The 21,961-nt window shown below is 71.4% G+C and carries 20 protein-coding genes; 11 read left to right on the top strand and 9 right to left on the bottom strand.

Annotation, left to right across the window (positions count from 1 at the left end):
- Positions 1-29: 29 nt before the first annotated feature.
- From KYK13_RS03180 to KYK13_RS03170, 3 genes are all read right to left on the bottom strand, one after another.
- On the bottom strand, positions 30-710 hold the full coding sequence (locus KYK13_RS03180; protein WP_223641846.1) for a uracil-DNA glycosylase: 681 nt from the start codon (positions 708-710) through the stop codon (positions 30-32).
- A 77-nt stretch (positions 711-787) separates the two neighbouring features.
- Complete coding sequence (locus tag KYK13_RS03175; protein ID WP_223641844.1) at positions 788-1,354, bottom strand: hypothetical protein; 567 nt, start codon at positions 1,352-1,354, stop codon at positions 788-790.
- A complete protein-coding gene (locus KYK13_RS03170) occupies positions 1,351-2,103 on the bottom strand; it encodes a hypothetical protein (protein WP_223641843.1) in 753 nt (250 codons plus the stop codon). The genes KYK13_RS03175 and KYK13_RS03170 overlap by 4 nt, the downstream gene beginning before the upstream one ends.
- A 143-nt stretch (positions 2,104-2,246) precedes the next feature.
- Between KYK13_RS03170 and KYK13_RS03165 the strand changes: the two genes are divergently transcribed.
- From KYK13_RS03165 to KYK13_RS03145, 5 genes are all read left to right on the top strand, one after another.
- Positions 2,247-3,968, top strand: coding sequence for a CpaF family protein (locus tag KYK13_RS03165; RefSeq protein ID WP_223641841.1), 1,722 nt, complete (start codon positions 2,247-2,249; stop codon positions 3,966-3,968).
- Positions 3,969-4,097: 129 nt separating this feature from the next.
- Entirely contained in the window at positions 4,098-5,066 is a 969-nt protein-coding gene (locus KYK13_RS03160; protein ID WP_223641839.1) for a hypothetical protein, read from the top strand.
- A 14-nt stretch (positions 5,067-5,080) separates the two neighbouring features.
- Positions 5,081-6,832, top strand: a complete 1,752-nt coding sequence (locus KYK13_RS39010) for a hypothetical protein (protein WP_304504090.1) — start codon at positions 5,081-5,083, stop codon at positions 6,830-6,832.
- A gap of 134 nt (positions 6,833-6,966) precedes the next feature.
- On the top strand, positions 6,967-8,679 hold the full coding sequence (locus tag KYK13_RS03150) for a serine/threonine-protein kinase (protein WP_223641837.1): 1,713 nt from the start codon (positions 6,967-6,969) through the stop codon (positions 8,677-8,679).
- Positions 8,680-8,687: 8 nt separating this feature from the next.
- Positions 8,688-9,170 (top strand): hypothetical protein, encoded by a 483-nt coding sequence (locus tag KYK13_RS03145; RefSeq protein WP_223641835.1) that lies wholly within the window; start codon positions 8,688-8,690, stop codon positions 9,168-9,170.
- Between the two features lie 7 nt (positions 9,171-9,177).
- Here the strand turns inward: KYK13_RS03145 and KYK13_RS03140 are convergent, their stop codons facing one another.
- Positions 9,178-9,963, bottom strand: coding sequence for a transglycosylase domain-containing protein (locus KYK13_RS03140; protein ID WP_223641833.1), 786 nt, complete (start codon positions 9,961-9,963; stop codon positions 9,178-9,180).
- Between the two features lie 55 nt (positions 9,964-10,018).
- On the opposite strand from KYK13_RS03140, the gene KYK13_RS03135 reads away from it, so the two are divergent.
- On the top strand, positions 10,019-10,711 hold the full coding sequence (locus KYK13_RS03135; protein WP_223641832.1) for an NAD-binding oxidoreductase: 693 nt from the start codon (positions 10,019-10,021) through the stop codon (positions 10,709-10,711).
- Here KYK13_RS03135 and KYK13_RS03130 read toward each other — a convergent pair.
- The 4 genes from KYK13_RS03130 to KYK13_RS03115 all read right to left on the bottom strand — a co-directional run bounded on the left by KYK13_RS03130 (position 10,705) and on the right by KYK13_RS03115 (position 16,369).
- On the bottom strand, positions 10,705-12,360 hold the full coding sequence (locus KYK13_RS03130; protein ID WP_223641831.1) for a WD40 repeat domain-containing protein: 1,656 nt from the start codon (positions 12,358-12,360) through the stop codon (positions 10,705-10,707). The two genes, KYK13_RS03135 and KYK13_RS03130, sit on opposite strands and share 7 nt — an antisense overlap.
- The gene (locus KYK13_RS03125; protein ID WP_223641829.1) at positions 12,357-14,498 is read right to left on the bottom strand and encodes a penicillin-binding protein activator; all 2,142 of its coding nucleotides are present in this window, start codon (positions 14,496-14,498) and stop codon (positions 12,357-12,359) included. The genes KYK13_RS03130 and KYK13_RS03125 overlap by 4 nt, the downstream gene beginning before the upstream one ends.
- 188 nt (positions 14,499-14,686) lie before the next feature.
- Positions 14,687-15,805 (bottom strand): molecular chaperone DnaJ, encoded by a 1,119-nt coding sequence (dnaJ, locus tag KYK13_RS03120; protein WP_223641828.1) that lies wholly within the window; start codon positions 15,803-15,805, stop codon positions 14,687-14,689.
- Between the two features lie 123 nt (positions 15,806-15,928).
- Positions 15,929-16,369 (bottom strand): hypothetical protein, encoded by a 441-nt coding sequence (locus KYK13_RS03115; RefSeq protein WP_223641826.1) that lies wholly within the window; start codon positions 16,367-16,369, stop codon positions 15,929-15,931.
- Between the two features lie 159 nt (positions 16,370-16,528).
- Between KYK13_RS03115 and KYK13_RS03110 the strand changes: the two genes are divergently transcribed.
- From KYK13_RS03110 to KYK13_RS39005, 3 genes are all read left to right on the top strand, one after another.
- Complete coding sequence (locus tag KYK13_RS03110) at positions 16,529-18,292, top strand: ABC transporter ATP-binding protein (RefSeq protein WP_223641825.1); 1,764 nt, start codon at positions 16,529-16,531, stop codon at positions 18,290-18,292.
- A gap of 127 nt (positions 18,293-18,419) precedes the next feature.
- Complete coding sequence (locus tag KYK13_RS03105; protein ID WP_223641824.1) at positions 18,420-18,812, top strand: hypothetical protein; 393 nt, start codon at positions 18,420-18,422, stop codon at positions 18,810-18,812.
- A gap of 82 nt (positions 18,813-18,894) precedes the next feature.
- The gene (locus KYK13_RS39005; RefSeq protein ID WP_304504089.1) at positions 18,895-19,827 is read left to right on the top strand and encodes a hypothetical protein; all 933 of its coding nucleotides are present in this window, start codon (positions 18,895-18,897) and stop codon (positions 19,825-19,827) included.
- On the opposite strand, the gene KYK13_RS03095 is transcribed toward KYK13_RS39005, so the two are convergent.
- Positions 19,796-20,521, bottom strand: coding sequence for a hypothetical protein (locus KYK13_RS03095; protein WP_223641822.1), 726 nt, complete (start codon positions 20,519-20,521; stop codon positions 19,796-19,798). The genes KYK13_RS39005 and KYK13_RS03095 overlap by 32 nt on opposite strands.
- 104 nt (positions 20,522-20,625) lie before the next feature.
- On the opposite strand from KYK13_RS03095, the gene KYK13_RS03090 reads away from it, so the two are divergent.
- Together KYK13_RS03090 and KYK13_RS03085 are read left to right on the top strand one after the other, a co-directional pair.
- Complete coding sequence (locus tag KYK13_RS03090) at positions 20,626-21,387, top strand: hypothetical protein (protein ID WP_223646505.1); 762 nt, start codon at positions 20,626-20,628, stop codon at positions 21,385-21,387.
- Between the two features lie 2 nt (positions 21,388-21,389).
- Positions 21,390-21,944 carry a hypothetical protein gene (locus KYK13_RS03085; RefSeq protein ID WP_223641820.1) on the top strand — a complete coding sequence of 185 codons (555 nt, stop codon included), beginning with the start codon at positions 21,390-21,392 and terminating at the stop codon, positions 21,942-21,944.
- Positions 21,945-21,961: the final 17 nt, after the last annotated feature.

The following is a 21,961-nucleotide window of genomic DNA, read 5'->3' as shown; positions in this document are numbered from 1 at the left end:
GGCACTATAGCCACCCCCGGGACACGCACCTACGAGGGCAGCTCCCAGTCGATGGGGTGCTGGCCGTGCTTCTTCAACTCGGCGTTGGTGGTGCTGAAGGGCTTGCTGCCGAAGAACCCCTTGCTGGCGGACAGCGGCGAGGGGTGCACGCCCTCCAGGACGATGTGGCGCTTCGAGTCGATGAGGGCCTTCTTCTTCTTCGCGGGCGTGCCCCAGAGCAGGAAGACGACGGGGTCCTCCTTGGCGCTGACGGCGCGGATGACGGCGTCGGTGAAGGCTTCCCAGCCGTGCTTCGCGTGGCTGTTGGGGGAGGCCTGGCGCACGGTGAGCACGGTGTTGAGCAGGAGCACGCCCTGCTTCGCCCACGGGATGAGCGACCCGTCGCGAGGCTTGGGCACACCCACGTCGCTCTGGAGTTCCTTGAACATGTTCACGAGCGAGGGCGGCGGCGGCACGCCGGGCTGGACGGAGAAGGCGAGGCCATGGGCCTGGCCCGGGCCGTGGTAGGGGTCCTGCCCCAACAGCAGCACGCGCACGTCCGCGTACGGGGTGAGGCGGAAGGCGGAGAACAGGTCTTCTTCCGACGGGAACACGGTGTGTTCCTGGCGCTCCTTGCGCACGAACGTCTCCAGCTCCTTGAACGACGGCGCGTGGATGGCGTCATGCAGCACCTGCTTCCAGTCCTCGGGCAACCCATCCGCCAGGCTCATTGCGACCCTCCGTGAAGGGCCCACCCTAGACCAGCGCGCGCGTCCTGAGGCGGGCGTTGCGCGGGGAGGCGGCCTGCTCAGGGTGCGGGACTGCCGGCATCCAGCCACTGGGATGGAAACGAAGGGAGCGGCTCTCCCCAGGAGGTATCCCCCACCGGAATGGATGGGTCCGAGGGATTGCCGGACACACCCGCATCGGAACCACCAGGAATCCCCTGCCCGTCGGGCTCTCCATCGTGGAGCCGCCTCAGGATGCGGCCGTCGGAGAGTCGGACCGCGTAGGTGACACCGCCATCCAGCAGCAACCCTCCGGGTTCACAGGCCCGCGGGTCCAGGTCCATGCGAATGAAGACGATGTCTCCTTCACGGAGGACCCGGAAGCGATGAGCCTCTCTCCTGCTCGAACAGGACCGGCCCTCCTGTTCGCGGGGAAGGAAGTCATCCACCGCCACGACCAGGGCCCGAACCAGGCTTCCGTCCAACGAGTACGGCTGCCCCGGCGCTCCGACCTCCAGCACCTCGTGTGCGTACATGTTCGGAAAGACGATGGAGCGATCCTCCACCGCCAACGAATCAGACGGATTCGCCTCGCGCCGCAAGCAGCCAACGCACAGGACCGCGCCCACGAGCAGCAGTCGCCTCATGGCCCTGCCCCTCTCAGACAGGGGCCTTGGAGTTTCTGGATCGTGAAGTCCAATGCCTCCGCATCGTGCCACGTGACGCGGCCCGTCTGCTCGCACTGCCATCCCGCCGATGCGGTGCGTGTCCACTTCAGCAACTGCCCCGTGAGGGGGATGTACTGGTGGAAGCCGTCACATGATGCCGGTTCGATGGTGTTGGAGAAGAAGGCGACGATGGAGAGCCTCACGCGTCCGGCCTTCGTCTCGGTTTCGAAGCCATGCGCACGCCCTTCGGAAACGATGAAGCGCAGGTCATTCGAGGACAGCGCGCTCCCATAGGGATGGTTGTGAAGGGCGTAGACGTAGCGGAGCGCGTCGGCGGGATACCGCGCATCCGCGACCCGGGAGGGCAGCAGGCAGCTCTTGCTCCGCTGCACCGGATCGACCCTCGACTGGTCGGTGAGCCGGCTGACGACGTACTGATGTTCCGGTGTGTAGTACACCCATGCGCAGTACTCGCTGGAGACGCGCCAGTGGGTGCTGAAGCTGGGATGATCCGGGCGGTCCGCGCTCGCATGGGGCTTGGAGAGGATCCTCCCGCACGCGGCCAGGAGCGCATCCGAGGACGTCTCGAACGGCCCCAGCAGGGGCCCTGGAATCTCCTCCAGGAAGGGAGCCCCGGCTTCGGGCCTCACGATGTCCGGGTCGCGCGGGGCGGAAGACGCGCAGCCCCCAAGCCAGCACACCAGGCAGCACCACCAGGGACCGCGCATGGGCTGGAGTTCCTTCCTCGGAAGCGGAGGGCGGGTAACCGCCCCCGGACGGCATCGTGCCGGACCGCCGCACCTGAAAGCGAGCAGGCAATCAGGGCGGGAGCTTGGGGCCCGGGCCCGGGCGCGCTAGCCTCACGCCCGCCATGACGATGTACACCGAGTCACTCCGCGCCTTCCTCAAGCCCGTCCTCGCCTACCTGGATGACGAGTCGGTGTCGGAAATCATGATCAACGGCCCCACTGACGTGTGGATCGAACGCAAGGGCCGGCTGATCAAGACGGATGCCACCTTCTCCGATGAAGGCCTGCTCGGCGCCGCGCGCAACATGGCCCAGTTCGTGGGCCGCCCCCTTTCGGAAGAGCGCCCCCGCCTGGACGCGCGCCTGCCCGACGGCAGCCGCATCCACGTGGTGATTCCGCCCATCGCGCGCAACGGCACCACCATCTCCATCCGCAAGTTCTTCAAGGACAAGCTGACCATCGACTCGCTGTTGAAGTTCAAGTCGCTGACCAAGCCCATGGCGCGCCTCATCGAGGCCGGCATCGCCACCAAGCTCAACATGCTGGTGGCCGGCGGCACGGGCTCCGGCAAGACGACGCTGCTCAACATCGTCTCGTCCCTCATCCCGGACGAGGAGCGCATCCTCACCATCGAGGACTCCGCCGAGCTCCAGCTCAACCAGTCCCACATCGTGGCCTTCGAATCCCGCCCCGCCGACAAGTTCGGCAAGGGTGAGATCAACATGGGAGACCTGCTGCACTCCGCGCTGCGTCTGCGTCCGGACCGCATCGTGGTGGGCGAGGTGCGCGGCGGCGAGGCCTTCCACCTCATGCAGGCCATGAACACCGGCCACGGCGGCTCGCTGGCCACCACGCACGCGAACACGCCCACGGACACGCTGCGCCGCATCGAGTCCCTGTGCCTCATGTCGTCCGTGGAGCTGCCCATGGTCGCCGTGCGCGCCCAGGTGGCCAGCGCCATCAACTTCGTCATCTGCTGCGAGCGCCTCCACGACGGCAGCCGCAAGACCATTGCCCTGTCGGAGGTGCTGCCCCTCACGGAGAAGGGCGAGTACCGCACGCAGGACATCTTCGTCTTCACGCCCGTCGCCAAGGACGAGCACGGCAACATCCTGGGCTACCACGCGCCCACGGGCATCATCCCCAACTTCATCCAGAAGGCGCGCGCGTACGGCTTCGACGACCTGGACGACGCCTTCTTCGACCCGGCCACCTACGGCGTGCCGCCCCCGCCCAGCTTCCACGTGGGCGAGGCGTACACCCTGCGCTGGGCTCCCTCGCTGAAGCACCGCGAGCAGGGGCTGCCGGATCCGGCGCACTTCAAGGAGGACTGGGCCCGCTTCGAGCAGGTGCTCCGCAACGCGGCCCCGGACGGCCCGGTCTCCGGCCCCAAGCCCGCGGCGCCCGCGCCCAAGCCCGCCGCCGCGCCGCCTCCGGCCCCGCCGCCCGCGAAGGCCGCTCCGGCGCTGCGCCCCGCGACGCCCCCCCGGCCGCCGCCTTCCGAGGACGACGACAAGACGCCGCCCCCCACGCGCAACCCGTTCGCGGAGCAGGAGGACACCCGGGCATCACCGGCCTCCGAACCGCTGGTTCAGGTGTCCGAGGACCTGCTCGCGGAGGCCCCGCCCGCGCGCAACACCCCGCCTCCGCGCCGTCCGCCGCCTGCTCCCGCGCGTCCGGGCGCGCCCGCGGCCAACACGCTGCGCGCGGGTGCGGTGCCCACGCGCCGTCCGCCTCCACCGCCCTCGGACGATGAGGACGAGGACGACGACCGGCCGAGGACGGAGCTGAACACGTCGGAGAAGACGCAGATCCGCCCGCCGCCGGAGCGTCCGCGCCGGTAGCGGCCGGCGACGCGGTGCGCTCGGCGTAGGACATCGGGCTCATCCCTGGGTGGGTGGGGCCCTGTCCCACCACGCGGGTCAGCGAATCCTGACCTTGCGAGGAGGGCGGGTCAGGGAGAAAGTGCTCCCGTGTTGATCCCCTTCATCGCCGCGCTCACTCTGGTGGTCGCCCAGGCGCCCGCGCCTCCCTCCTCCGCGAAACCCGTCACCGTGCTGCTGGCTCCCACGGACGTGACGCGGGGCACGCCGCGCTATCTCGTCGGAACCGCCCAGGAACACGTGGCCGAGCAGCTCAAGGCCCGGGGCCTGGAGGTGATCCGCGTCGAGGATGTCACGCGCACGCTGCCGAAGAAGAAGCGCACGGCGATGATGCGCTGCAACCGCACGCAGCCGTCCTGCATCGCGTCGCTGGGTGTGGCGGCGAAGACGGACGTGGTGATGGTGACGGAGATTGGTCCGTACCTGAACGCGTACAAGGCGGGCGTGCGCGTGTACACGGCGCAGGACGGCGCTCCGCTCGTCGAGGAGTCCGTCCCCGGCGTGAGCGAGGACCAGGTGCTGGACGCGCTCAGCAAGTCGCTGGACGTGGTGGTGCCGCGCACGCTGCGGGTGCTGCGTCCGGAGCCGGTGGCGCCGCCGCCGGTGACGCCGCCCGTGGCGCAGCAGACGCCCAACGTGACGCCGGGAGAGAAGCAGCCGGTGCCGGGGCCGGACCTGACGCCGGGCGTGCAGCCGCCCAGCCAGATGGACCTCACGGACACGCCGAAGGTGGAGACGCCGGGACGGCGCAAGTGGGCCTGGGTGCCGGCGGCGGGCGGCGTGGTGCTCGCGGGCGTGGGTGCGGTGTTCTACGTGCAGTCGCACAGCAAGTACAACAAGCTGACCGAGGGCACGGAGCCGCTCCCCAACGGGCAGGACGTGAGGGACTCCGGCAAGCGCTCGCAGACGCTTGGCGTGGTGGGCATCGGCGTGGGCGCGGCGGCGATCGCGGCGGGCGCGCTGATGTACTTCCTGCCGGTGAAGCAGACGAACGTTCAGCCGTCCGTGACGCTCACGCCGCAGGGCGGTGGGTTGAGCCTCGCCGGGACGTGGCAGTGAGCTCGGAGAGAACCATGCGGAACCTCTGGAAGGTCGGCGCGCTGAGCGCGGTGTTCGGTGCGGTGCTCGGCATGGGTGGCTGCCAGGACTTCGACGCGGCCTACGAGGAGTGCCGGGACGCGGGCCGCTGCGATGTGAAGGACGGCGGTGACAGCCAGGACGGAGGCGGAGGAGACGGGGGTTATGACTGCGAACCCGTTCCCAACTCAGGCCCCGACCTCCCCGATGACGAGGCAAAGGACACGGACTGCGACGGCGTGGATGGCGTCGCGGACGCCGGCTACTTCGTGGATCCAGAGAGGGGGCTGGACGACAAGAACGACGGCTCCCGCGTGAAGCCGTTCCAGACGCTGGCGCGCGCCCTCCGGGAGATCCGCGACGGAGGCTCGGGACGCACCATCGTGTACCTGGGCACGGGGACGTACAATGAGCCCGCGCCCGTGGTGGACATCCCGGTTTCAATCCACGGCGGCTACAAGTGGCAAGGGGGCACGAGCCCTTACTGGGGCCGGTTCCTCGACGGAGGCGGAACCACGTTCTTCGACGGCGGAGCACTCGCATTCACGGTGCGCGACGTAACGGGTGCGAGCGTAGTGCTGGACTCACTGCACATCGCATCCGCGACCATCGGAAACGATGGCGGCGCCTCGGTGGCGCTCAAGATCGTGAACAGCGTGGACACCACGCTGAACGCCACGCGCCTCGAGTCTGGCACCGGTGGCACCGGTGCTTCGGGCGTCACGGGGGGAGAGGGGGCGAGCGGGGGCACTGGCGCCACGGGCCAGGAGGGCAAGAGTGGCTCCGGCGGGAACAGCCGGAGCGGTGGTGCGAACGTTTGCGCGGCGGGCGGTGCTCGAACGGGCGGTGCGAGTGGCTCCGGACTCATCCGTGGGGATGGACAACCAGGGTTCAAGGGGGCGCCTTCGGACCGAGGTGGTTCCGGAGGCCAGGGCGGTGGGGAGGGAACCTTCATCTGCCCCGTCCCCGGACAGCCCTGCTCCTGCTTCGTATCGAATGGCCACGACGGTGGGGTAGGCCAGGATGCGAACGACGCGGGCGCCGCTGGCCGGCCTGGATTGGCGTCGTTGGGGCAGATGGATCGAGCGACCGGAGCCTGGACGCCTCGTGAAACCGAGCATGGACAGGGGGGCGAGGTGGGTCCCGCGGGTGGTGGTGGTGGTGGCGGCGGTGGCGGAGGGGCTTGCTCCGCCAGTTCCCTGCCGGCCGTTCCGGATGAATCGACGGCAGGCGCTGGCTCTGGAGGCGGTGGTGGCGCAGGCGGATGTGGTGGACAGCCCGGCACTGGCGGCCTCAACGGAGGCGCGTCCATCGCGCTCATCGTCATCGACTCTCGCGTCACACTCTCCGGCATGTCCCAGGTCCACCCGGGCCAGGGAGGCATGGGCGGGGAAGGCATGGCCGGCGGCCCTGGAGGCGGCGGCGGTCCGGGAGGGTCGGGTGGACAGGGAGCGACGACCAACTTCCGCGTGAACGACGCAGGCCCGGTCTACACGGTGTATGGCGGCACTGGCGGGAACGGCGCGAAGGGTGGAGCGGGTGGCCCGGGCGGCGCCGGAGGTGGCGGTGCGGGCGGCCCGTCCGTCGGCGTCTGGTGCCTGGGAGACGCGGGTGTCGCGCTCATCAACAGCCAGGTCGTGACGGGACAGGGCGGAGCAGGTGGTGTGAGTGTCGGCGGAAACGCAGGCCCCACCGGACTCACCCAGGACTTTGTCGACTGCATCGTCGTCGACGCCGGGACTCCCTGACCCACCGCATCGCCCGCTGTCCGACAAGAGCGGGTGAGAAAACAAGACCTGGGGGCAGGTGCCTGTCCGCTTGCCCGGCATCCCCGGGGCGGTGACTTCGCTTCCCGGGTTTTCACCTGTTACGCTCCCTCCCGGTGGAGACGTCTTCCGAGCTGATCTGCGAAACCTGCGGCCTCACCGTTCCGTCCGAGACGGCGGTGTGCCCTCGCGACGGCACCGTCGTGCTGTCGTCGTTCCATCCGACTCCACCGGAACCGAAGGTCATCGTGGAGCACTCCGGCAGCGAAGCCACGGCCCTCACCGACCCCCTCATCGGCCTGAAGCTGGGCGAGTACGAGCTGCGCTCCCGCATCGGCGTGGGCGGCATGGGGCTCGTCTACGACGGCATCCAACCCCTCATCGGCAAGCGCGTCGCCGTGAAGGTGCTGCGCCCGGAGCTGGCGCACTCGTCCGAGCAGGTGGCCCGGCTCCTCGCGGAGGCCCGCGCCGTCAACGCCATCCGCCACCGCGGCATCATCGACATCTTCGGCTTCGGCCAGCTCCCCGACGGCCGCCAGTACATCGTCATGGAGTACCTGGATGGCCAGCCGCTGGACGCCGTCCTCGCGGAGAAGGGCCGCCTCCCCGTCCCGGAGGCCCTGTCCCTGCTGGATGAGGTGCTCGCCGCCCTGGGCGCCGCGCACGGCGCGGGCGTGGTGCACCGCGACCTGAAGCCCAGCAACATCTTCCTCGTGCGCCAGCCGGACGGCTCGCGCTACGTGAAGCTCCTGGACTTCGGGCTCGCCAAGCGCGGCGAAGGGCCCACCGTGCGCACCGCGCAGACGCGCACGGACATGGTCGTCGGGACGCCGGAGTACATGGCGCCCGAGCAGGCCCGCGGCCAGGCCGTGGGCCCCATGACGGACCTGTACGCCATGGGCGTCGTCACCTTCGAAATCATCACCGGCCGGCTGCCCTTCATCGGCAGCTCCCCGGTGGACCTGCTCATGAAGCACGTGGAGGCGCGCCCGCCCCGGCCGTCGGAGTTCGTCCCCGACCTGCCGCCCGCCGTGGACGCCTTCATCCTGCAGATGCTCACCAAGGACCCGGAGACGCGCCCCAACTCCGCGGATGCCCTGCGTCAGCACCTGTCCAAGCTGCGCCGCACCCTGCGCGCCACGCGCACCAACCCCACCGCGCCCGCGCCCGTGGAGCCCGCGCCGCCCAAGCCCGCCGCCGTCGTCAGCGACGCGGACTCGCGCCGCCCCACCACCCAGGTGCCGCCGCCGGTTCCGCCAGAGGACCTGGTGGTGCCGCAGGAGGAGACGTCATCCCTGCGCCGCCTCGCGCCCATCGCCGTGGGCGCGGCCGTGCTGTTCGCCGCCGTGGGCGTGGTCATCGCCACGCGCGGCGGTGGCGAGACGCCGCCGCCCGTCATCGCCACGGCGCCGACGCCGCCTCCCGCCCCGAAGGCCGAGCCCACGCCGCCTCCGCCCGAGGCAGTCGCCGCGCCCGTGCAGGAGCCACCCGCTCCCGCCGCCGAGCCGCCTCCCCCAGCGAAGGAAGAGCCGCCGATCGTCGCGAAGGCCGTGGCCATGAAGCCCGTCCGCGAAGGCCCGGCGCCCACGCCCAGGCGCGCGGAGTCCTCGAGCGAGTCCGCCGTGCGGGAGCAGATCCTCGCGACCGTGAAGCAGGTCAAGACCAGCCCCCTGTACGCCGACAGCCAGGGCTACAAGGGGCTCACCCAGCAGGCCGCCCTCAACTACCTGGACAAGCAGATCAAGCGCCTGGAGAACGCGGACGACGCGGCGGGCCGCGCGGAGATCCTCGAGGAGCTTCGCGGCTGGAAGCGCACCTACCTCAAGTAGCCTCCACCATGACCGCGCCCCCAGGCCCTGCGTTGCTCGCGGTGGACCTGGGGCTGCGCAGCGGGCTCGCGCGCTTCGGCGCGGACGGGCGGCTGCAGTGGTACCGCTCGCAGAACTTCGGCACGCACGCGCGGCTCAAGCGCGCGGTGCCCTCCGTGCTCCAGGACGCGTCCCCGCTCGCGTGGCTCGTGCTGGAGGGCGGAGGCCCCGTCGCGGACGTCTGGGAGCGCGAGGCCCTGCGCCGCGCCCTGCCCGTGCTGCGCGTGGCCGCGGAGGACTGGCGCCACCGGCTGCTCTACGCGCGCGAGCAGCGCAGTGGCGCTCAAGCGAAGGACGCCGCGGACACGCTCGCGCGGCGGGTCATCGGGTGGTCCCACGCGCCGCGCCCCACCTCGCTGCGGCACGACGCCGCGGAGGCCATCCTGCTGGGCCTGTGGGGCGCGCTCGAGGTGGGCTGGCTTCCGCAGGTGCCCGCGGAGGTGCGGCGCTGAGCGCCCGCTACTTCACCGACAGGCACGCCACCGGCTGCGCGATGGCGTTGCGCGCGCGCTCCTCGCTCACCAGCGTGTAGCCCGCCAGGTCCTGCAACAGCATGTCGCGGTTCTGCCGGATGAGGCTCGCGTTCTTGCACGCCTTGATGTCGCCGTAATACCCGTATGGCGGCAGCGCGAGCTGCAGCTCCGCCAGCTCCGACAGCTGGAGGTCGCCCAGCTCCCGGCCGAAGAGCTTGCGGGCCGCGTCCTCCACGCCGATGACGCCGCGCTCGAAGCGGATGGTGGCCAGGTCGTAGGCGACGAGCTGGTCCTTCTGGAAGAACGCGTGCAGCCGGTGCGCCGCCACGGCCAGCTGCAGGTCGCCTTCGATGCCCATCTCGCGCGCGATGCGAACCGCCAGCCGGCGCTCGCAGGCGCCGTCGCCCGGGGGCGCCTTGCCCAGCGTCACGCCGGCGAACAGGCGCCACGCCCACGCGCGCCCGTCCTCGCGCGGCGTCTGGAAGTACGTGGGGCAGTCCATCTGGCGGATGTAGAGCGCCACCAGGTCCTTGGGCATCCGCGAGAAGTCCGGCCGCGTGAACGTCACCGGCGTGCGCTCCCGGCCGCCCTGGTCCATCCGGCCGGCCAGGATGCTCATCCGGTCGCCCTCGATGCGGTGGCGCAGCTGGCTCTCGACGTCGAACTCGCTCTCCAGCCGCGGCAGCTTGCTGGCCGTGTACAGGTACGTGAGCGGAATCACCACGCCGGCCAGGCCGACGAGGAACATGAACAGCCAGAACACGGTCTTCACGGGCCTGACTCTAGCAGGGGAGGCACGCGCCAGGAGGACGGGTTAGAAAGTCCCCATGAGCGACTGGCACACCGCCACCGTCACCGCCAGCACCCCCGCGGCGGATGGCCTCACCGACTGGGTGCTCGACATTGGCGGGACGCCGCTCGTGGGCGCGCACGTCCACCCGGGCCAGTACGTCCAGCTGCGCCTTCCCGGTGGGCAGCCGGGCATGTTCGCCATCGCCTCGCCGCCCGCCCCCGCCGGCACGCGGTGGGAGTTCCTCCTCAAGGCCGAGGGCGGGCTGCCCTCCGCGCTCCTGCAACTGCCCGTGGGCGCGCGCGTGGAGGTGACGCGGCCGGAGGGGCCCGGCTTCCCCATGGAGAGGGCGCGCGGCCGCGACCTGCTGCTGTTCGCCAGCGGCTCCGGCATCTCCGCCATCCGTCCCGTCATCGCCGCCGTGCGCCAGGACCGCGGCGCGTATGGCCAGGTGACGCTGTACTTCGGCGCGCGCACGGCGGGGGGCTTCGCGTACCAGCACGAGCTGAAGCAGTGGCAGGCGGACGGCGTGAGGGTGCTGTGCACCGTGAGCCGCCCCGGCGCCAGCGGCTGGCAGGGGCTCACCGGCTACGTGCAGGCCCACCTGGGCGAGGAGCGGCTGGAGCACGCCATCGCCTTCGTGTGCGGCCCCTCGGACATGGTGCAGGACGTGATGGTCCAGCTGGCCCAGCGCGGCGTTCCGCGCAGCGCCGTGTTCCTCAACTACTGAGCCGCCGGGGCCTCGCGCGGCTCCACCGTGGGGGACGCGTAGCGCACGTCCACCACCACCGCCGCCGGGTCGCTCTCCTGGTTGCCGGTGATCTTCTGCGGCGTCCACGCGGCCACTCCCAGCTGACGCCCCTCCGGTGAGAAGCGCACGCGCCGCACGGTCCAGCCGAACTCCAGCGCGCCCTTCGGCTCCGGCGCGCCTTCCGTGAAGAGGTACACGCGCCGGTCCCATCCCCCCGACGCCAGCGAGCGCCCATCCGGCGCGATGGCCGCGGTGGACACCACGCCGTGGTGCAGCTCCCACTTGCGCAGCACCTGACCGGAGGCCGCGTCCACCAGGGCGCTCGCGTTCCACGGGCCCTGGGGCGCCTCCACGCCCTTGCGTTCGCGCTGGTACACCGCGAGCGTGCGCTCCGCCTTCTCCTGGCTGAAGGCCACGCCCAGGCGCCTTCCGCGCGCGTCCACGGTGACGTCGTTGACGTGCGCCGGGAAGGTGAAGTCCCGCCGGGGCGACAGCGCCCGTGACGCCACCGGGAGCGCCCCTTGCGGAGCAGCGCCCCTCAACGTGAGCACGGCCTCCGCCGTCGCCTCGTCGAAGGCCGCGTCCACGCGCTCGCTGAAGGGCGCGCCCAGCACGCCCTGGCTGCCCTGCGGCACGCACGCGTCGCACACCGCCACGTCCACGCCCGGCAGCGTCAGCGCCTTGAAGCGCAGCGTGCGTCCGCGCGCCAGCCGCGCCACGGTGTTGCCCAGCGCGCCCGGCACGGTGACGGTGTCCTTCAGCAGCGCCACGTCGATGCCGGCAGCCGCCGCCGCGGCAGCCGTGAGCACCACCACCGGCGTGCGCGAGTCCAGCACCAGCACCACCGGCGGCCCGCTGTCCACGCGCCCCTGCACCGCCGTGGCCCCGCCGCGCCGCTCGAAGTGCGTGCGCGCCACCCCCGGCGTCTGCGTCTGCTCCGGCGTGTCCGACGCGCGCACGTGCCCGTCCCAGCCGCCCGAGTACAGCGTCCCGTCCGCCGCGAAGGCCAGCGCGCTCACCGGCCCCGTGTGCAGCCGCGCCTCCGCGCCGAACGCCAGGTCCGTCACGGACAGCAGGGACACCAGGCCCGCCGCGCTGCCCACCGCCAGCCACCGGCCGTCCGGATGGAAGGCCACCGACACCAGCGGCTCCTCCGTGGCCAGCGCCGCCACCTGCGCGCCCGTCGCCGCGTCGAAGAGCTGCACCGCGCCGCTGCGGCTCACCGTGGCCACGCGCGCGCCGTCCGGCGAGAAGGCCACGCCCTCCACGTCGTACTGCTGCGCGTTGACGGACGGATCCGCGCGCATCACCGGCGCGGTGCTGCCCCCGGGCCGAGCCGAGGCCGGCGCCAGGTCCCAGACGGAGGCGTGGTACGCGTCGAGCCCCAGGCGCGTGTACGCCACGCGCGAGCCCGTCGGGGCGAAGTCCAACGCGTAGATGAAGTCCTTGAGGTTGAGGACCGTGGGCTCGCCGTCGAAGCCCTCCACCGCGCCGGAGAGGAAGCCTCCGGGCGTGGACTCCAGCCGGCCCAGCGTGTCCGCTGACAGGCCCACGCCCACGGCCGTGTGCGCGCAGCCCGTGAGCGCCAGCACGCCCGCGAGGAAGAAGCCCCCTGCGCGAACGCTCATGAACCCGAGCCGCGCGCGGCGGCCTTCTCCTTCTCCACGTTGATCTCGTTCACGCCCTTGCTGTCCACGGACAGCAGGAACAGCTGCTTGTCCGCCTCCCGCTTGTCGTTGAACGAGGTCTTGCCGGTGGCGCCGTCGAAGTCCTTCAGCCCCGCCAGCGCCTCGCGCATGGCCGCGCGCGTGTTGGGCCGCTGCTTGTCAATCACCTGCCGCACCATGCGCGCCGAGTCGAAGCCGATGGCCTCCAGCAGGCCCGGGTCGCGGCCCGTGTCGCGGTACGCGTCGCGGTAGGCCTTCACGAACTTCTGCGTCGCCGGCCGCTGCGAGTCCACGAAGAAGCCGTCCACGTACACCGAGCAGGTGACGAACTTGCCGCCGCGCTCCAGCAGCTCCGGCAGGCCCGAGCGGCCCTTGGGGCTGGACCACTGGTTGGTGCCGAAGAGCGTGACGGTCTTCAGGTCCTTCTTGCCCGTCGTCTTGCGGATGCGCTCCAGGTCGCGCGGGTCGCACGCGTTGGTGACGATGTCCTCCACCGCCAGCGCCGGCGTCACCAGGCTCACCCGGCGCCAGTCGTCCGGGATGAAGAGGCCCTCGAAGTCGATGATGGGCTCCACGCCGCTCTTCGCCTTCTCCATGGCCTTGCGGCGGCGGAACGCGTCCGTGATGTTCTCACCCTGCACGTCGCGCACGGCCTCCGCGTAGTCGCCGCGGTCCTCCAGGTAGTAGCGGCCCACCAGGCGCTTGGCCTCGCCGGTGAACGTCGTCTGGTCGTAGGAGTAGGACTCCGCGCCGCGCACCGCGCCGCCGCGCGACACCACGTCGTCCCAGAACTCGTTCGCCAGCTCCACGCCGTAGGGGATGTTCGGGTAGAGCACCGCGAAGCGCTTGTAGCCCTTCACGTTCATCGCGTAGTCCGCGATGGCGCGCGCCTGCGCGGAGTTCGTCAGCATGTTGCGGAAGACGTACGGGCCAATGTCCGTGATGCCCTCCTGACGGCTCAGCGTCAAAAGCGGCACCTGCAGCTCCTCCGCCAGCAGCGCCGCGCGCTTGGTGTCGTCCACCAGCAGGGGGCCCATGGCCGCGATGGCGCCGTCGTCGAACGCGAGCTGCTCCATCGCCTGGCCCGTCTTGTTGACGTCGCCCTGCGTGTCCTTCACCACCAGCTCGATGTCACTGCCCTGCAGGGCCAGCTTCACGCCGCGCAGCACCGCCTCACCGATGGGCTGGTAGCGGCCCGTCATGGGCAACAGCACCGCCACCGTGCGCGGACGCACCTCCACGCGGCGGGTGGCGCGCGCGAGCAGCTCCTTCGCCTGCGGCGCGAACGCGCTGTTGGGCGCCTCGCGCAGGTACGTCTGGAGCGCCTCCTCCAGGCGGGTCCAGTCACGCAGGTGGTAGTAGATGCGCGCCAGCTTGAACTGGAGCACCGGCCACGCCGGGTTGGACGGGGACAGCCCCTCCTGCACGCGGGCGATGTCGAGGAAGCTGGCGCGGCCCTCCACCAGCTGCTCCACCTTCTGCACCGCGGCCGCCTTCTCCTCGGGCGTCCGGGCGTCGCCCGCTTCCTTCACCGCGGACGACAGCGCCTGCGAGTACAGGCCCGCGCCCTCCGCCGCGCGCGCGGCCTCCCTCAGGAGCTGCTCCTTCTCCGCGCCCTCCGCGCGCTCGGCCAGGCTGGTGAGCGTCTGGTACGCGTCGCGGTAGGCGCCCACCTCCATGGCGGAGACGGCCAGCTTGTGCTTGGCGTCCTCGGCCTGGGCGTGGAGGGGGTTCTCGAAGAGCAGCTCGTTGAAGGTCCGGCGCGCGTTCGCGTAGTCCTTCGCCTCGAAGAAGAGGACGCCCGCGTTGTAGAGCGCGTCCTGGCCGGCCGTGGTGGCGGGGTACGCCTTGCGCACGGACAGGTAGGCCTCCGCGGCCTGCTTCTTGTCCGGGTTCGACTGCGCCTGGGTGCGGGCCTGGGCGAGCGCGGCGTTCGCGGTGGCGTCCTGCTTCACCTCCACGCGCGGGCGGTTGTTCTGGGCAGTCTCATCCCCGGTGCCGTCCCGGCTGTCGGTGCGGGAGGGCGTCTTGGGGCAGGCGGTCAGGGTCAGGGCCAGCGCGGCGACGAGCGCGCGGCGCGATGCGGAGAGGACTTCCATGGCGAGGTGCATAGCAGCGCGGGTGAGGCTCCGTCGACACTTGAGCGGAGGGAAGATTCCCCCGGAACGTCCGCTTCAGTGCACCGCGCGTGCCCGCTTGCGTCACCGAGGGGAGAGCCCCGTCCCCTCCCCCTTCGTGCGGCCCCGGAGCCACGCTCGCGCGCGGCCCCGGACGCACGCCCGGCCTGCTAGCCGAAGAGCTCCTTCACCTTGTCGAAGAAGGACTTCGACTGCGGATGGGTCTCCTCGCCGGACACCTCCGCGAAGCGCTCCAGCAGCTCGCGCTGCTTGGAGGACAGCTCCGTGGGCGTTTCGATGATGACGCGCACGTGCTGATCTCCGCGCTGCTGGCTGTGCAGGTGCGGGATGCCCTTGCCGCGCAGGCGGAACACCTTGCCGGACTGGGTCCCCGCCGGGATGGTCATCTTCACCTTGCCGTCCAGCGTGGGCACGTCGATCTTCGCGCCCAGCGCCGCCTGCGTGAAGGACACCGGCACCTCGCAGAAGACCTCGTACTCCTCGCGCTGGAACAGCGGGTGCTCGCGCACGATGACCGTCACGTACAGGTCGCCCGCGGGAGCGCCCCGGTCGCCGGGCTCGCCCATGCCGGCCAGCCGCACGCGCGTGCCGTTGTCCACGCCGCCCGGGATGGCGACCTCGATGACCTCTTCCGACGCGACCTTCCCGGAGCCCCGGCACTTGTTGCACGGATCCGGAATGGTGGCGCCCGTGCCGCCGCAGTCGCCGCACGGCCGGGACACCGCGAAGAAGCCCTGCGAGTAACGCAGCTCACCGCTGCCGCCGCACGCCGCGCACGGCCGGGGCGCCGCGCCGCTCTTGCTGCCGGAGCCGGAGCAGGTCTCGCACTTCTTCGGGCGGGGGATGGTCACCTTCGGGCGGCAGCCGAACGCCGCCTCCTCGAAGGAGATTTCGAGGTTGTAGCGCAGGTCCGCGCCCCGGCTCTGGCGCTGCCGGCCGCGGCCGCCACCTCCGAAGATGTCGCCGAAGATCTCCCCGAAGATGTCGTTGATGTTGACGCCCTGGAAACCGCCGCCCACGTCCCCGAAGGGGTTGCCCGCGTGGCCGAAGCGGTCGTACTTCGAGCGCCGGTCCGGATCACTCAGGACCTCATAGGCCTCCGAGGCCTCCTTGAACTTCTCCTCGGCCTCGTGGTTCCCGGGGTTCCGGTCCGGGTGGTACTGCAACGCGACCTTGCGGAACGCGCTCTTCAGGTCCTGCGCCGAGACAGTCTTCTGGACGCCCAGGACCTCGTAGTAGTCGCGCTTCTGCCCTGCGGCCCCTGCCATTGAATCAAACCCCTGGAAATTGCTGGCGTTTTCAAGCTGCGTAGAGAATCGGAGTCACTATAACGCAGCGAAACACGCCAGCAATCCGGGCCCGGGCCCAACCCGTGTGACGCGAGGCTCCGGCTACACGGTCCAGACGCGGTTGGCCGTCAGCTCCATGCGGGCGAGCCGGCGCTTGAGGGCCGGGTCCACGGGGCCGCCGGTGGACCACTTGGGGACCACGAAGTGCAGCTCGGCGTTGTAGAGCTTCGCGGCGCTGGCCAGCAGGCTCCAGCGGTTCTCCGCGGTTGGATCATCCACCATGCCGGGAGTGACGATCTCCAGGATGATGGGCGTGCGGGCGGAGTCGGACTGACGGCAGGTGAAGTCCGGCCGGTGGTCCTCGATGGTGCCGGACAACACGGGCGGCGGCATGAAGCCAGGGAGGCGGGCCTTGATGTCCGAGTAACCAATGGTGCGGAAGTACTCGGCCATCAGCCAGAGCAGACGGCGGCGCTCTTCGTCCTCCACGACCGACTCGCAGCCGGGATTGAATTGGACTTCTTTCTCGGAGTTGGTTTCCATGGCGCATCTCAAGCTGTCCGCATGTGTGGGATGCGGCAACGCAGGCGGGCGTGAGTGCTCCCTGGCCGGCCGTGGGGCGGGCGGCCATGCACACCCGCTCCCCCGCTTCCCTTTCGCTTGGACGCCACCGTCGCCTCGGTGACAGAGTGCGCCCCCTCCGTGGCCCCCCGTCCCTCCGCGCACGTCTATCGCCGGCTCCTGGGCTACCTGAGCCCGTACCGCCGGTTGCTGCTGGCGGGCACGCTGGCCTCGCTCACCGCCGCGGCGGCCACCGCCGCGTACGCGTGGATCGTCGGGCCGCTCCTGCGCGCCGTCCTCACCGGCGCCCCCGTCACCGTCGCGGGGATGACCCTGGCGCCGGAGGCCCTCCTGTCCCGGCTGCCCCTCCTGGTGGTCGCGGTGGCGCTGGTCAAGGCCACCGCCCAGTTCCTTCAGGGCGGCCTGATGCAGCGGTTGGGCCAGCGGGTGATGGCGGACCTGAGGGGCTTTCTCTACGGCCGCCTGCTCGCCCAGCCACCGGCGTTCTTCGAGCAGCGGCACTCCGGAGAAATCCTCTCCCGGTTCACCTCCGACGTACCCCTGGTGGAGTTCTCTGTCACCCAGGCGCTGTCATCGTACGTGAGGGATGGGCTGCAGATTGTCGCACTGCTGGCGACCTGCTTCCTCATCGACGCGAAACTCTTTCTCTTCACGTTCGTCGTCGTTCCCGTGACGGTGGTGCCGGTGAACCGCTTCGCGCGGTCGCTCAAGAAGGTGGCCACCCGCTCACAGGCGAACCTGGGCGCGCTCAGCGCCATCACCGCCGAACAGCTGCAGAACCTCCCGGTGGTGCAGGCGTACGGCACGGTGCCGCGCGCGCTGGAGACGTTCGACGCGGAAGCGGAGGCGTACCTGGCGGAGATGCGCCGCTCGCTCTTCATCCGCGGCGCGTTCAGCCCCACCGTTGAACTGCTGGGCATCGTCGGCGTGGCGGTGGCGGTGGCGTGGGGCGCCCGCGCGGTGTCCATGGATCCGTCGCTCGCCGGGCGCCTCCTGTCCTTCATGGCGGCGGCGCTCCTGCTCTATCAGCCGGTGAAGTCGCTGAGCGGCACGCTGTCGCAGGTGCTCACGGGGCTGGCGGCGGCGGAGCGGCTGTTCGCGCTCGCGGACGCGCCGGTGCCTCCGGATGAAGGAGCGGAGGCGCAGCCCCTGACGCGCGCGCTGGAGCTGTCCGGCGTGCGCGCCACCTACGCGGACGGGCGCGAGGCCCTGCGCGGCGTGGACCTCACCATTCCCGCGGGCGCGCGCGTGGCGCTGGTGGGGCCGTCCGGCGCGGGCAAGACGACGCTGTTCTCCGTGCTCCTGGGCTTCCTTCCGTCCAGCGGCGGCGAGGTGAAGTGGGACGGCGTGCCGCTGTCGTCCCTCAAGTCCTCCAGCGTGCGCGCGCAGCTGGCGTGGGTGCCGCAGGAGCCGGTGCTCTTCTCCGGCACCGTGCGCCACAACCTGCGCCTGGGCCAGCCGGACGCGACGGACGACGCGCTGTGGGAGGCGCTGCGGCTGGCGCACGCGGAGGACTTCGTGCGCGCGCTGCCCGGCGGCCTGGATGAACCCGTGGGCGAGCGGGGCAGCCGCCTGTCCGGCGGACAACGCCAGCGCCTGGCCCTGGCGCGCGCCTTCCTGCGCCGCCCGTCCCTGCTGCTGCTGGATGAGCCGACCAGCGCCCTGGACGCCACCAGCGAGGCGGCGGTGGGCGCGGGGCTCCAGGCGCTGATGAAGGGCCGCACGGTGCTGGTCATCGCGCACCGGCTCAGCACCGTGCGCGACGCGGACCTCATCGCCGTGGTGGAGGGCGGCCAGGTGGTGGAGGCGGGCACGCACGAACAGCTGCTCGCGCTGCGGGGCCGCTACGCGCGGCTGTTGGGCGAGGGCGCCGTCGCCGCCTGAACGCCACCCCGCGGGGCCATGGCGTCCGCTCGCGGAGTGCGTGTACCTGCGGCCCGTGCCCGACCTCCCTGCTCCATTCCCGTCCTTGCGCGACCGGGCACGCCCTGCGAGCCTTCCGCCCTGGCCCATGCGTCCGACGCCGCCCCGCGAACGAGAGCCACTGTCGCTCAACGCGCTCCTGCTGGTGCCCGCCCTGCTCCTGGCCGCGGGCGCGTGCGTCGCGGTGGCCGCCCGGCACCTCGCGCTGGCCGCGGCCTTCACCGGCACGCTCGTCCTCGTCCCGCTCGTCTTCCGGCTGTGGACGCGGCCCTGGTACCGGGGGCTCGTGCTGCGCGGCCTGGGCCTGTTCATCGCGGGCATGCACCTGCCCATGCTCACCAGCGGCGTGCTCGCCTACGGGCGCATCGGCTGCGAGGGCGCGGACTGCGGACACACGCTCCTCTGGGGCATCGTGCTCGCTCCCGTGGCCGGCGCCGTCTGCACTGTCGTGTACTGGCTCGTGGGACGTCCCCCCGTCTGAATTACAAGGAATCACAGTCCCCCTATTCTCACTGGAAATGCTTGTTCCAGTCAGACCTCACGTCGCGCCCGGGCTTTTCGCGGTGGCGCTGGCCGTTCCCACCACGGTGTGCGTGCTGGGGGGCACGCTGCCCGCGCTGCTGGGCAGTCCCGCCGGGCTGTTGAGCGTGGTGACCTCCGCGGGGCCGTTCTCGCTGCTGCTGGTCGTGACGCTGGTGGTGGAGGTGCCGCTGCTCAGCCTGGCGGCCGGCTCCACGCTGCTGGGGCGCACGGTGCCGCTGGCGGTGATGTTGGGCATGGCCACGGTGCCGTGGACGCTGGGCCTGCTGGGCACGGAGGTGCTGCTGGAGCGGCTGCAGGCGGCGCTGCCGCTGGTGTCCGCGTCGGACGCGGGCATCGCGTTGACGGCCGGGCTGGGCAGGGCCATGGCGCCTCGCCTGCTGGGGGCCTGGACGAGCGCGGTGCTGCTGGGCGCGCTGTCGGTGGCGCTGGGCATGGCGCGCTACAACACCGCGCGCGTGGGGCAGGAGCAGACGCGCCGCAGCCTGCTGTTGGCCAGCCTGGTGTCCGCGGCGCTGGCGAGCATGGCGGTGGTGGGCACGCTGGAGGCGCACCAGCTCTTCACGCTGCTGACGCGGCTGGCGCGGGCCCCCGGCGAGCTCCGCCCGGACCTGATGGCGGAGGGCATGGCGCAGGCGGCGCGGCTGCGCACGGTGCGCTGGGGCTGCTTCTCCTGCCTGCTGGTGCTGGGCTTCACCTGGCTGATGACGTACCGCGCGAGGGAGGCCCGGCGCACGCGCGCGCTGGAGTGGGTGGGGGGCCTGGTGCTCACCGTCGTGGTGGCCGTCCTGCTGGTGCTGGACGCGCACCCGCTGCACACCACGCTGGGGCCGGAGCGCGTCACCGCCGGCCACCGGACGTCCGGCAGCGTCCCCACCGACGCGGACGTGACGCACCTGATGGGCGAGCGCTCGCCGCTGCGGCTCAGCTTCCCCGCATCAGCACGAACAGCATGATGAGCCCCACCACGACGGCGAAGCCGAAGACGGCCACCATCACCAGCCCCTCCGACTTGCGCACCACCGGGGGGATGACCTCATTGGGCAGCGGCTGACCGTAGCGCAGCACCACCGGCTCCGGCTCCGGGGCCACCTCCACCAGGGGCGCCGGCGCCACGGCCGGGACGGCTTCTGGAGACGGGGCCACCGGCGTGAAGGTCACGGTCCGGATGGGGACGGTGTCGCGGGCGCCCGCCCCCCGGCCCGGCCGCTCTCCCAGGGGCTCCGGCGACGTGACGCTGGACATCTCCAACCCCTCGCGCGCCAGCGCCAGCACGCGCTGCATGTGCAGGATGTAACGGTCCTGGCCCTCGTAGGTGGCGAGCGCCTGCGCGGCGCGCACCAGCCGCTGGGGCACCAGCTCCGGGTCCGCGCGCACCTCCGTGGACACGGGACGGGACGGGCCGCCCTCCACCCGGCCGGTGCGAACGCCCTGGCCGCTGGCCCAGATGCAGTGTTCATCCAGCAGCGTGAGCTCCTGGCGGCGCACCCGGCCATCCTCGTCCACCAGCGACATCAGCTCCGCTCCCTGGGGAGACAGGTGCCAGACGGTGCGCAGGCCGTTCTCCCCCATGGGGCCCTCCACCGCGCGCGCGCGGTAGAGTTCCTGCATCGCGGACTTCAAGGGGTCGGACGAGGATTCCACGGCCATGACTGCCGCAGAGTAGGGGCGCCGCGCCCGAAACGGAAGCGACGCCCTTCTGGGTGAATGCCCCGTGCGCGGATGCCCGCCTTGTGCCTACCGTCCATCCCACGATGAGCCGCTCCAAGAACCGAGCCCCCGACTTCGTCCGCCAGTTCGAGGGTGCACAGACGCTCGACGGACTGCTGGAGCTGGCCGGCAGTCCCTGCGACACCGCCGACGTGCTCGAGCGCATGCGCGAGGCGCGCGCGGACGGCGCCGACGCCGCCCAGGTGATTCCCACCCTCTTCGACGGGGAGCCCCGCTTCCCGGATCCGGACCTGGCGCGCCGCCTGTACCAGAACCTGCTGGGCCTCTGGGACCTGGTGCTGGAGGGCAAGGGGGTGCGGCTGGAGGACGGCCCCCGCCCGCCGCGCCCGAAGAAGGAGCGGCTCCAGCCGCCCGCGCCCTTCCATCCGGACGAGCCCGGCGCCGAATTCGTGGAGGCCGCCTGGCGTTATCTGGAAGACGACGACAAGGCGCGCACGCGGCTGATGCACGCGTATGAGAACCGGCAGGACAGCCTGCTGGGTGCGCTTGACGCCGCTGGCCTCACGGATGAAGGTTATGGGGTCGCCCGCCACCTGCTCTTCGAGCTGCACGCCATGCTGGAGCTGGGCTGGCCGCCGGGGCTCGCGGCCGTGGATGCCAGGGCCCTGGACAGGGAACCGGATGCGCCGCCCGCCCCGGCCGCCCTCCAGGAATACGTGACGGAAAGCTTGTTCGAGGCGGAGCAGGACGAGGAGCACCCCCTCGCCCCCGAGGAGCTGGCGCAGGTGCGCACCCTCGTCCGGCGGGGACTGGCGGCGCTGTGGAGCGCGCGCAAGGGGAGATGAGGATGGCCCGAGACGACAACGACGGTGGCGGCTTCACCGGCAAGCGCAACAAGACCTACCGCGAGCTGGACGCGCAGCGCGGCAAGAGCAAGTACCACTCGCGCCAGGACGACCCGGCGCAGCAGAAGCTGGAGCGCAGCGCCAGCTACCAGAAATACAAGTCCGCCGCGGACGCCCTCTTCACCGGCGGCGAGCTGCCCGAAGGCCTGGCCAAGACGTTCGACCCCGAAGGCAAGCGCAAGGCCCAGAAGGACGCCCTGCGCAAGGTGCAGGAGTCGGAGACGCGCGCGGACTGGGTGAAGGGCGTGGTGGACTACCTGGAGAAGTACCCGGACATGCCCGAGGACGCGTACTTCCTCGACAGCCTCCTGGACCACCCGCGCGAGCGCATCGTGGACAAGGCGCTGGCGAAGCTGGAGGCGCTCCAGGAGGCGGGCACGCTCCAGAAGAAGCTGCCCAAGAGCCTGGACCAGCGGCTGAAGTCCATCGAGCTCACCGGCCTGGACCCTGACATGCAGGGCCGCGCGAAGGCGCTGCGCGAGAAGCTGCGCACCTGATCAACGCGCGCGCCGCG

Source organism: Corallococcus sp. EGB (assembly GCF_019968905.1).
Classification (GTDB): domain Bacteria; phylum Myxococcota; class Myxococcia; order Myxococcales; family Myxococcaceae; genus Corallococcus.
Note: the sequence above shows the minus strand (reverse complement) of the source record. Positions and strands in the feature narration are given on the sequence as shown.

What these genes read in the sequence shown, in the direction of transcription:
- KYK13_RS03180 (WP_223641846.1), bottom strand. Translation starts at nt 710, where the DNA reads ATGAGCCTGGCGGATGGGTTGCCCGAGGACTGGAAGCAGGTGCTGCAT.
- KYK13_RS03175 (WP_223641844.1), bottom strand. Translation starts at nt 1,354, where the DNA reads ATGAGGCGACTGCTGCTCGTGGGCGCGGTCCTGTGCGTTGGCTGCTTG.
- KYK13_RS03170 (WP_223641843.1), bottom strand. Translation starts at nt 2,103, where the DNA reads ATGCGCGGTCCCTGGTGGTGCTGCCTGGTGTGCTGGCTTGGGGGCTGC.
- KYK13_RS03165 (WP_223641841.1), top strand. Translation starts at nt 2,247, where the DNA reads ATGACGATGTACACCGAGTCACTCCGCGCCTTCCTCAAGCCCGTCCTC.
- KYK13_RS39010 (WP_304504090.1), top strand. Translation starts at nt 5,081, where the DNA reads ATGCGGAACCTCTGGAAGGTCGGCGCGCTGAGCGCGGTGTTCGGTGCG.
- KYK13_RS03145 (WP_223641835.1), top strand. Translation starts at nt 8,688, where the DNA reads ATGACCGCGCCCCCAGGCCCTGCGTTGCTCGCGGTGGACCTGGGGCTG.
- KYK13_RS03135 (WP_223641832.1), top strand. Translation starts at nt 10,019, where the DNA reads ATGAGCGACTGGCACACCGCCACCGTCACCGCCAGCACCCCCGCGGCG.
- KYK13_RS03130 (WP_223641831.1), bottom strand. Translation starts at nt 12,360, where the DNA reads ATGAGCGTTCGCGCAGGGGGCTTCTTCCTCGCGGGCGTGCTGGCGCTC.
- KYK13_RS03125 (WP_223641829.1), bottom strand. Translation starts at nt 14,498, where the DNA reads ATGGAAGTCCTCTCCGCATCGCGCCGCGCGCTCGTCGCCGCGCTGGCC.
- dnaJ (WP_223641828.1), bottom strand. Translation starts at nt 15,805, where the DNA reads ATGGCAGGGGCCGCAGGGCAGAAGCGCGACTACTACGAGGTCCTGGGC.
- KYK13_RS03115 (WP_223641826.1), bottom strand. Translation starts at nt 16,369, where the DNA reads ATGGAAACCAACTCCGAGAAAGAAGTCCAATTCAATCCCGGCTGCGAG.
- KYK13_RS03105 (WP_223641824.1), top strand. Translation starts at nt 18,420, where the DNA reads ATGCGTCCGACGCCGCCCCGCGAACGAGAGCCACTGTCGCTCAACGCG.
- KYK13_RS03095 (WP_223641822.1), bottom strand. Translation starts at nt 20,521, where the DNA reads ATGGCCGTGGAATCCTCGTCCGACCCCTTGAAGTCCGCGATGCAGGAA.
- KYK13_RS03090 (WP_223646505.1), top strand. Translation starts at nt 20,626, where the DNA reads ATGAGCCGCTCCAAGAACCGAGCCCCCGACTTCGTCCGCCAGTTCGAG.
- KYK13_RS03085 (WP_223641820.1), top strand. Translation starts at nt 21,390, where the DNA reads ATGGCCCGAGACGACAACGACGGTGGCGGCTTCACCGGCAAGCGCAAC.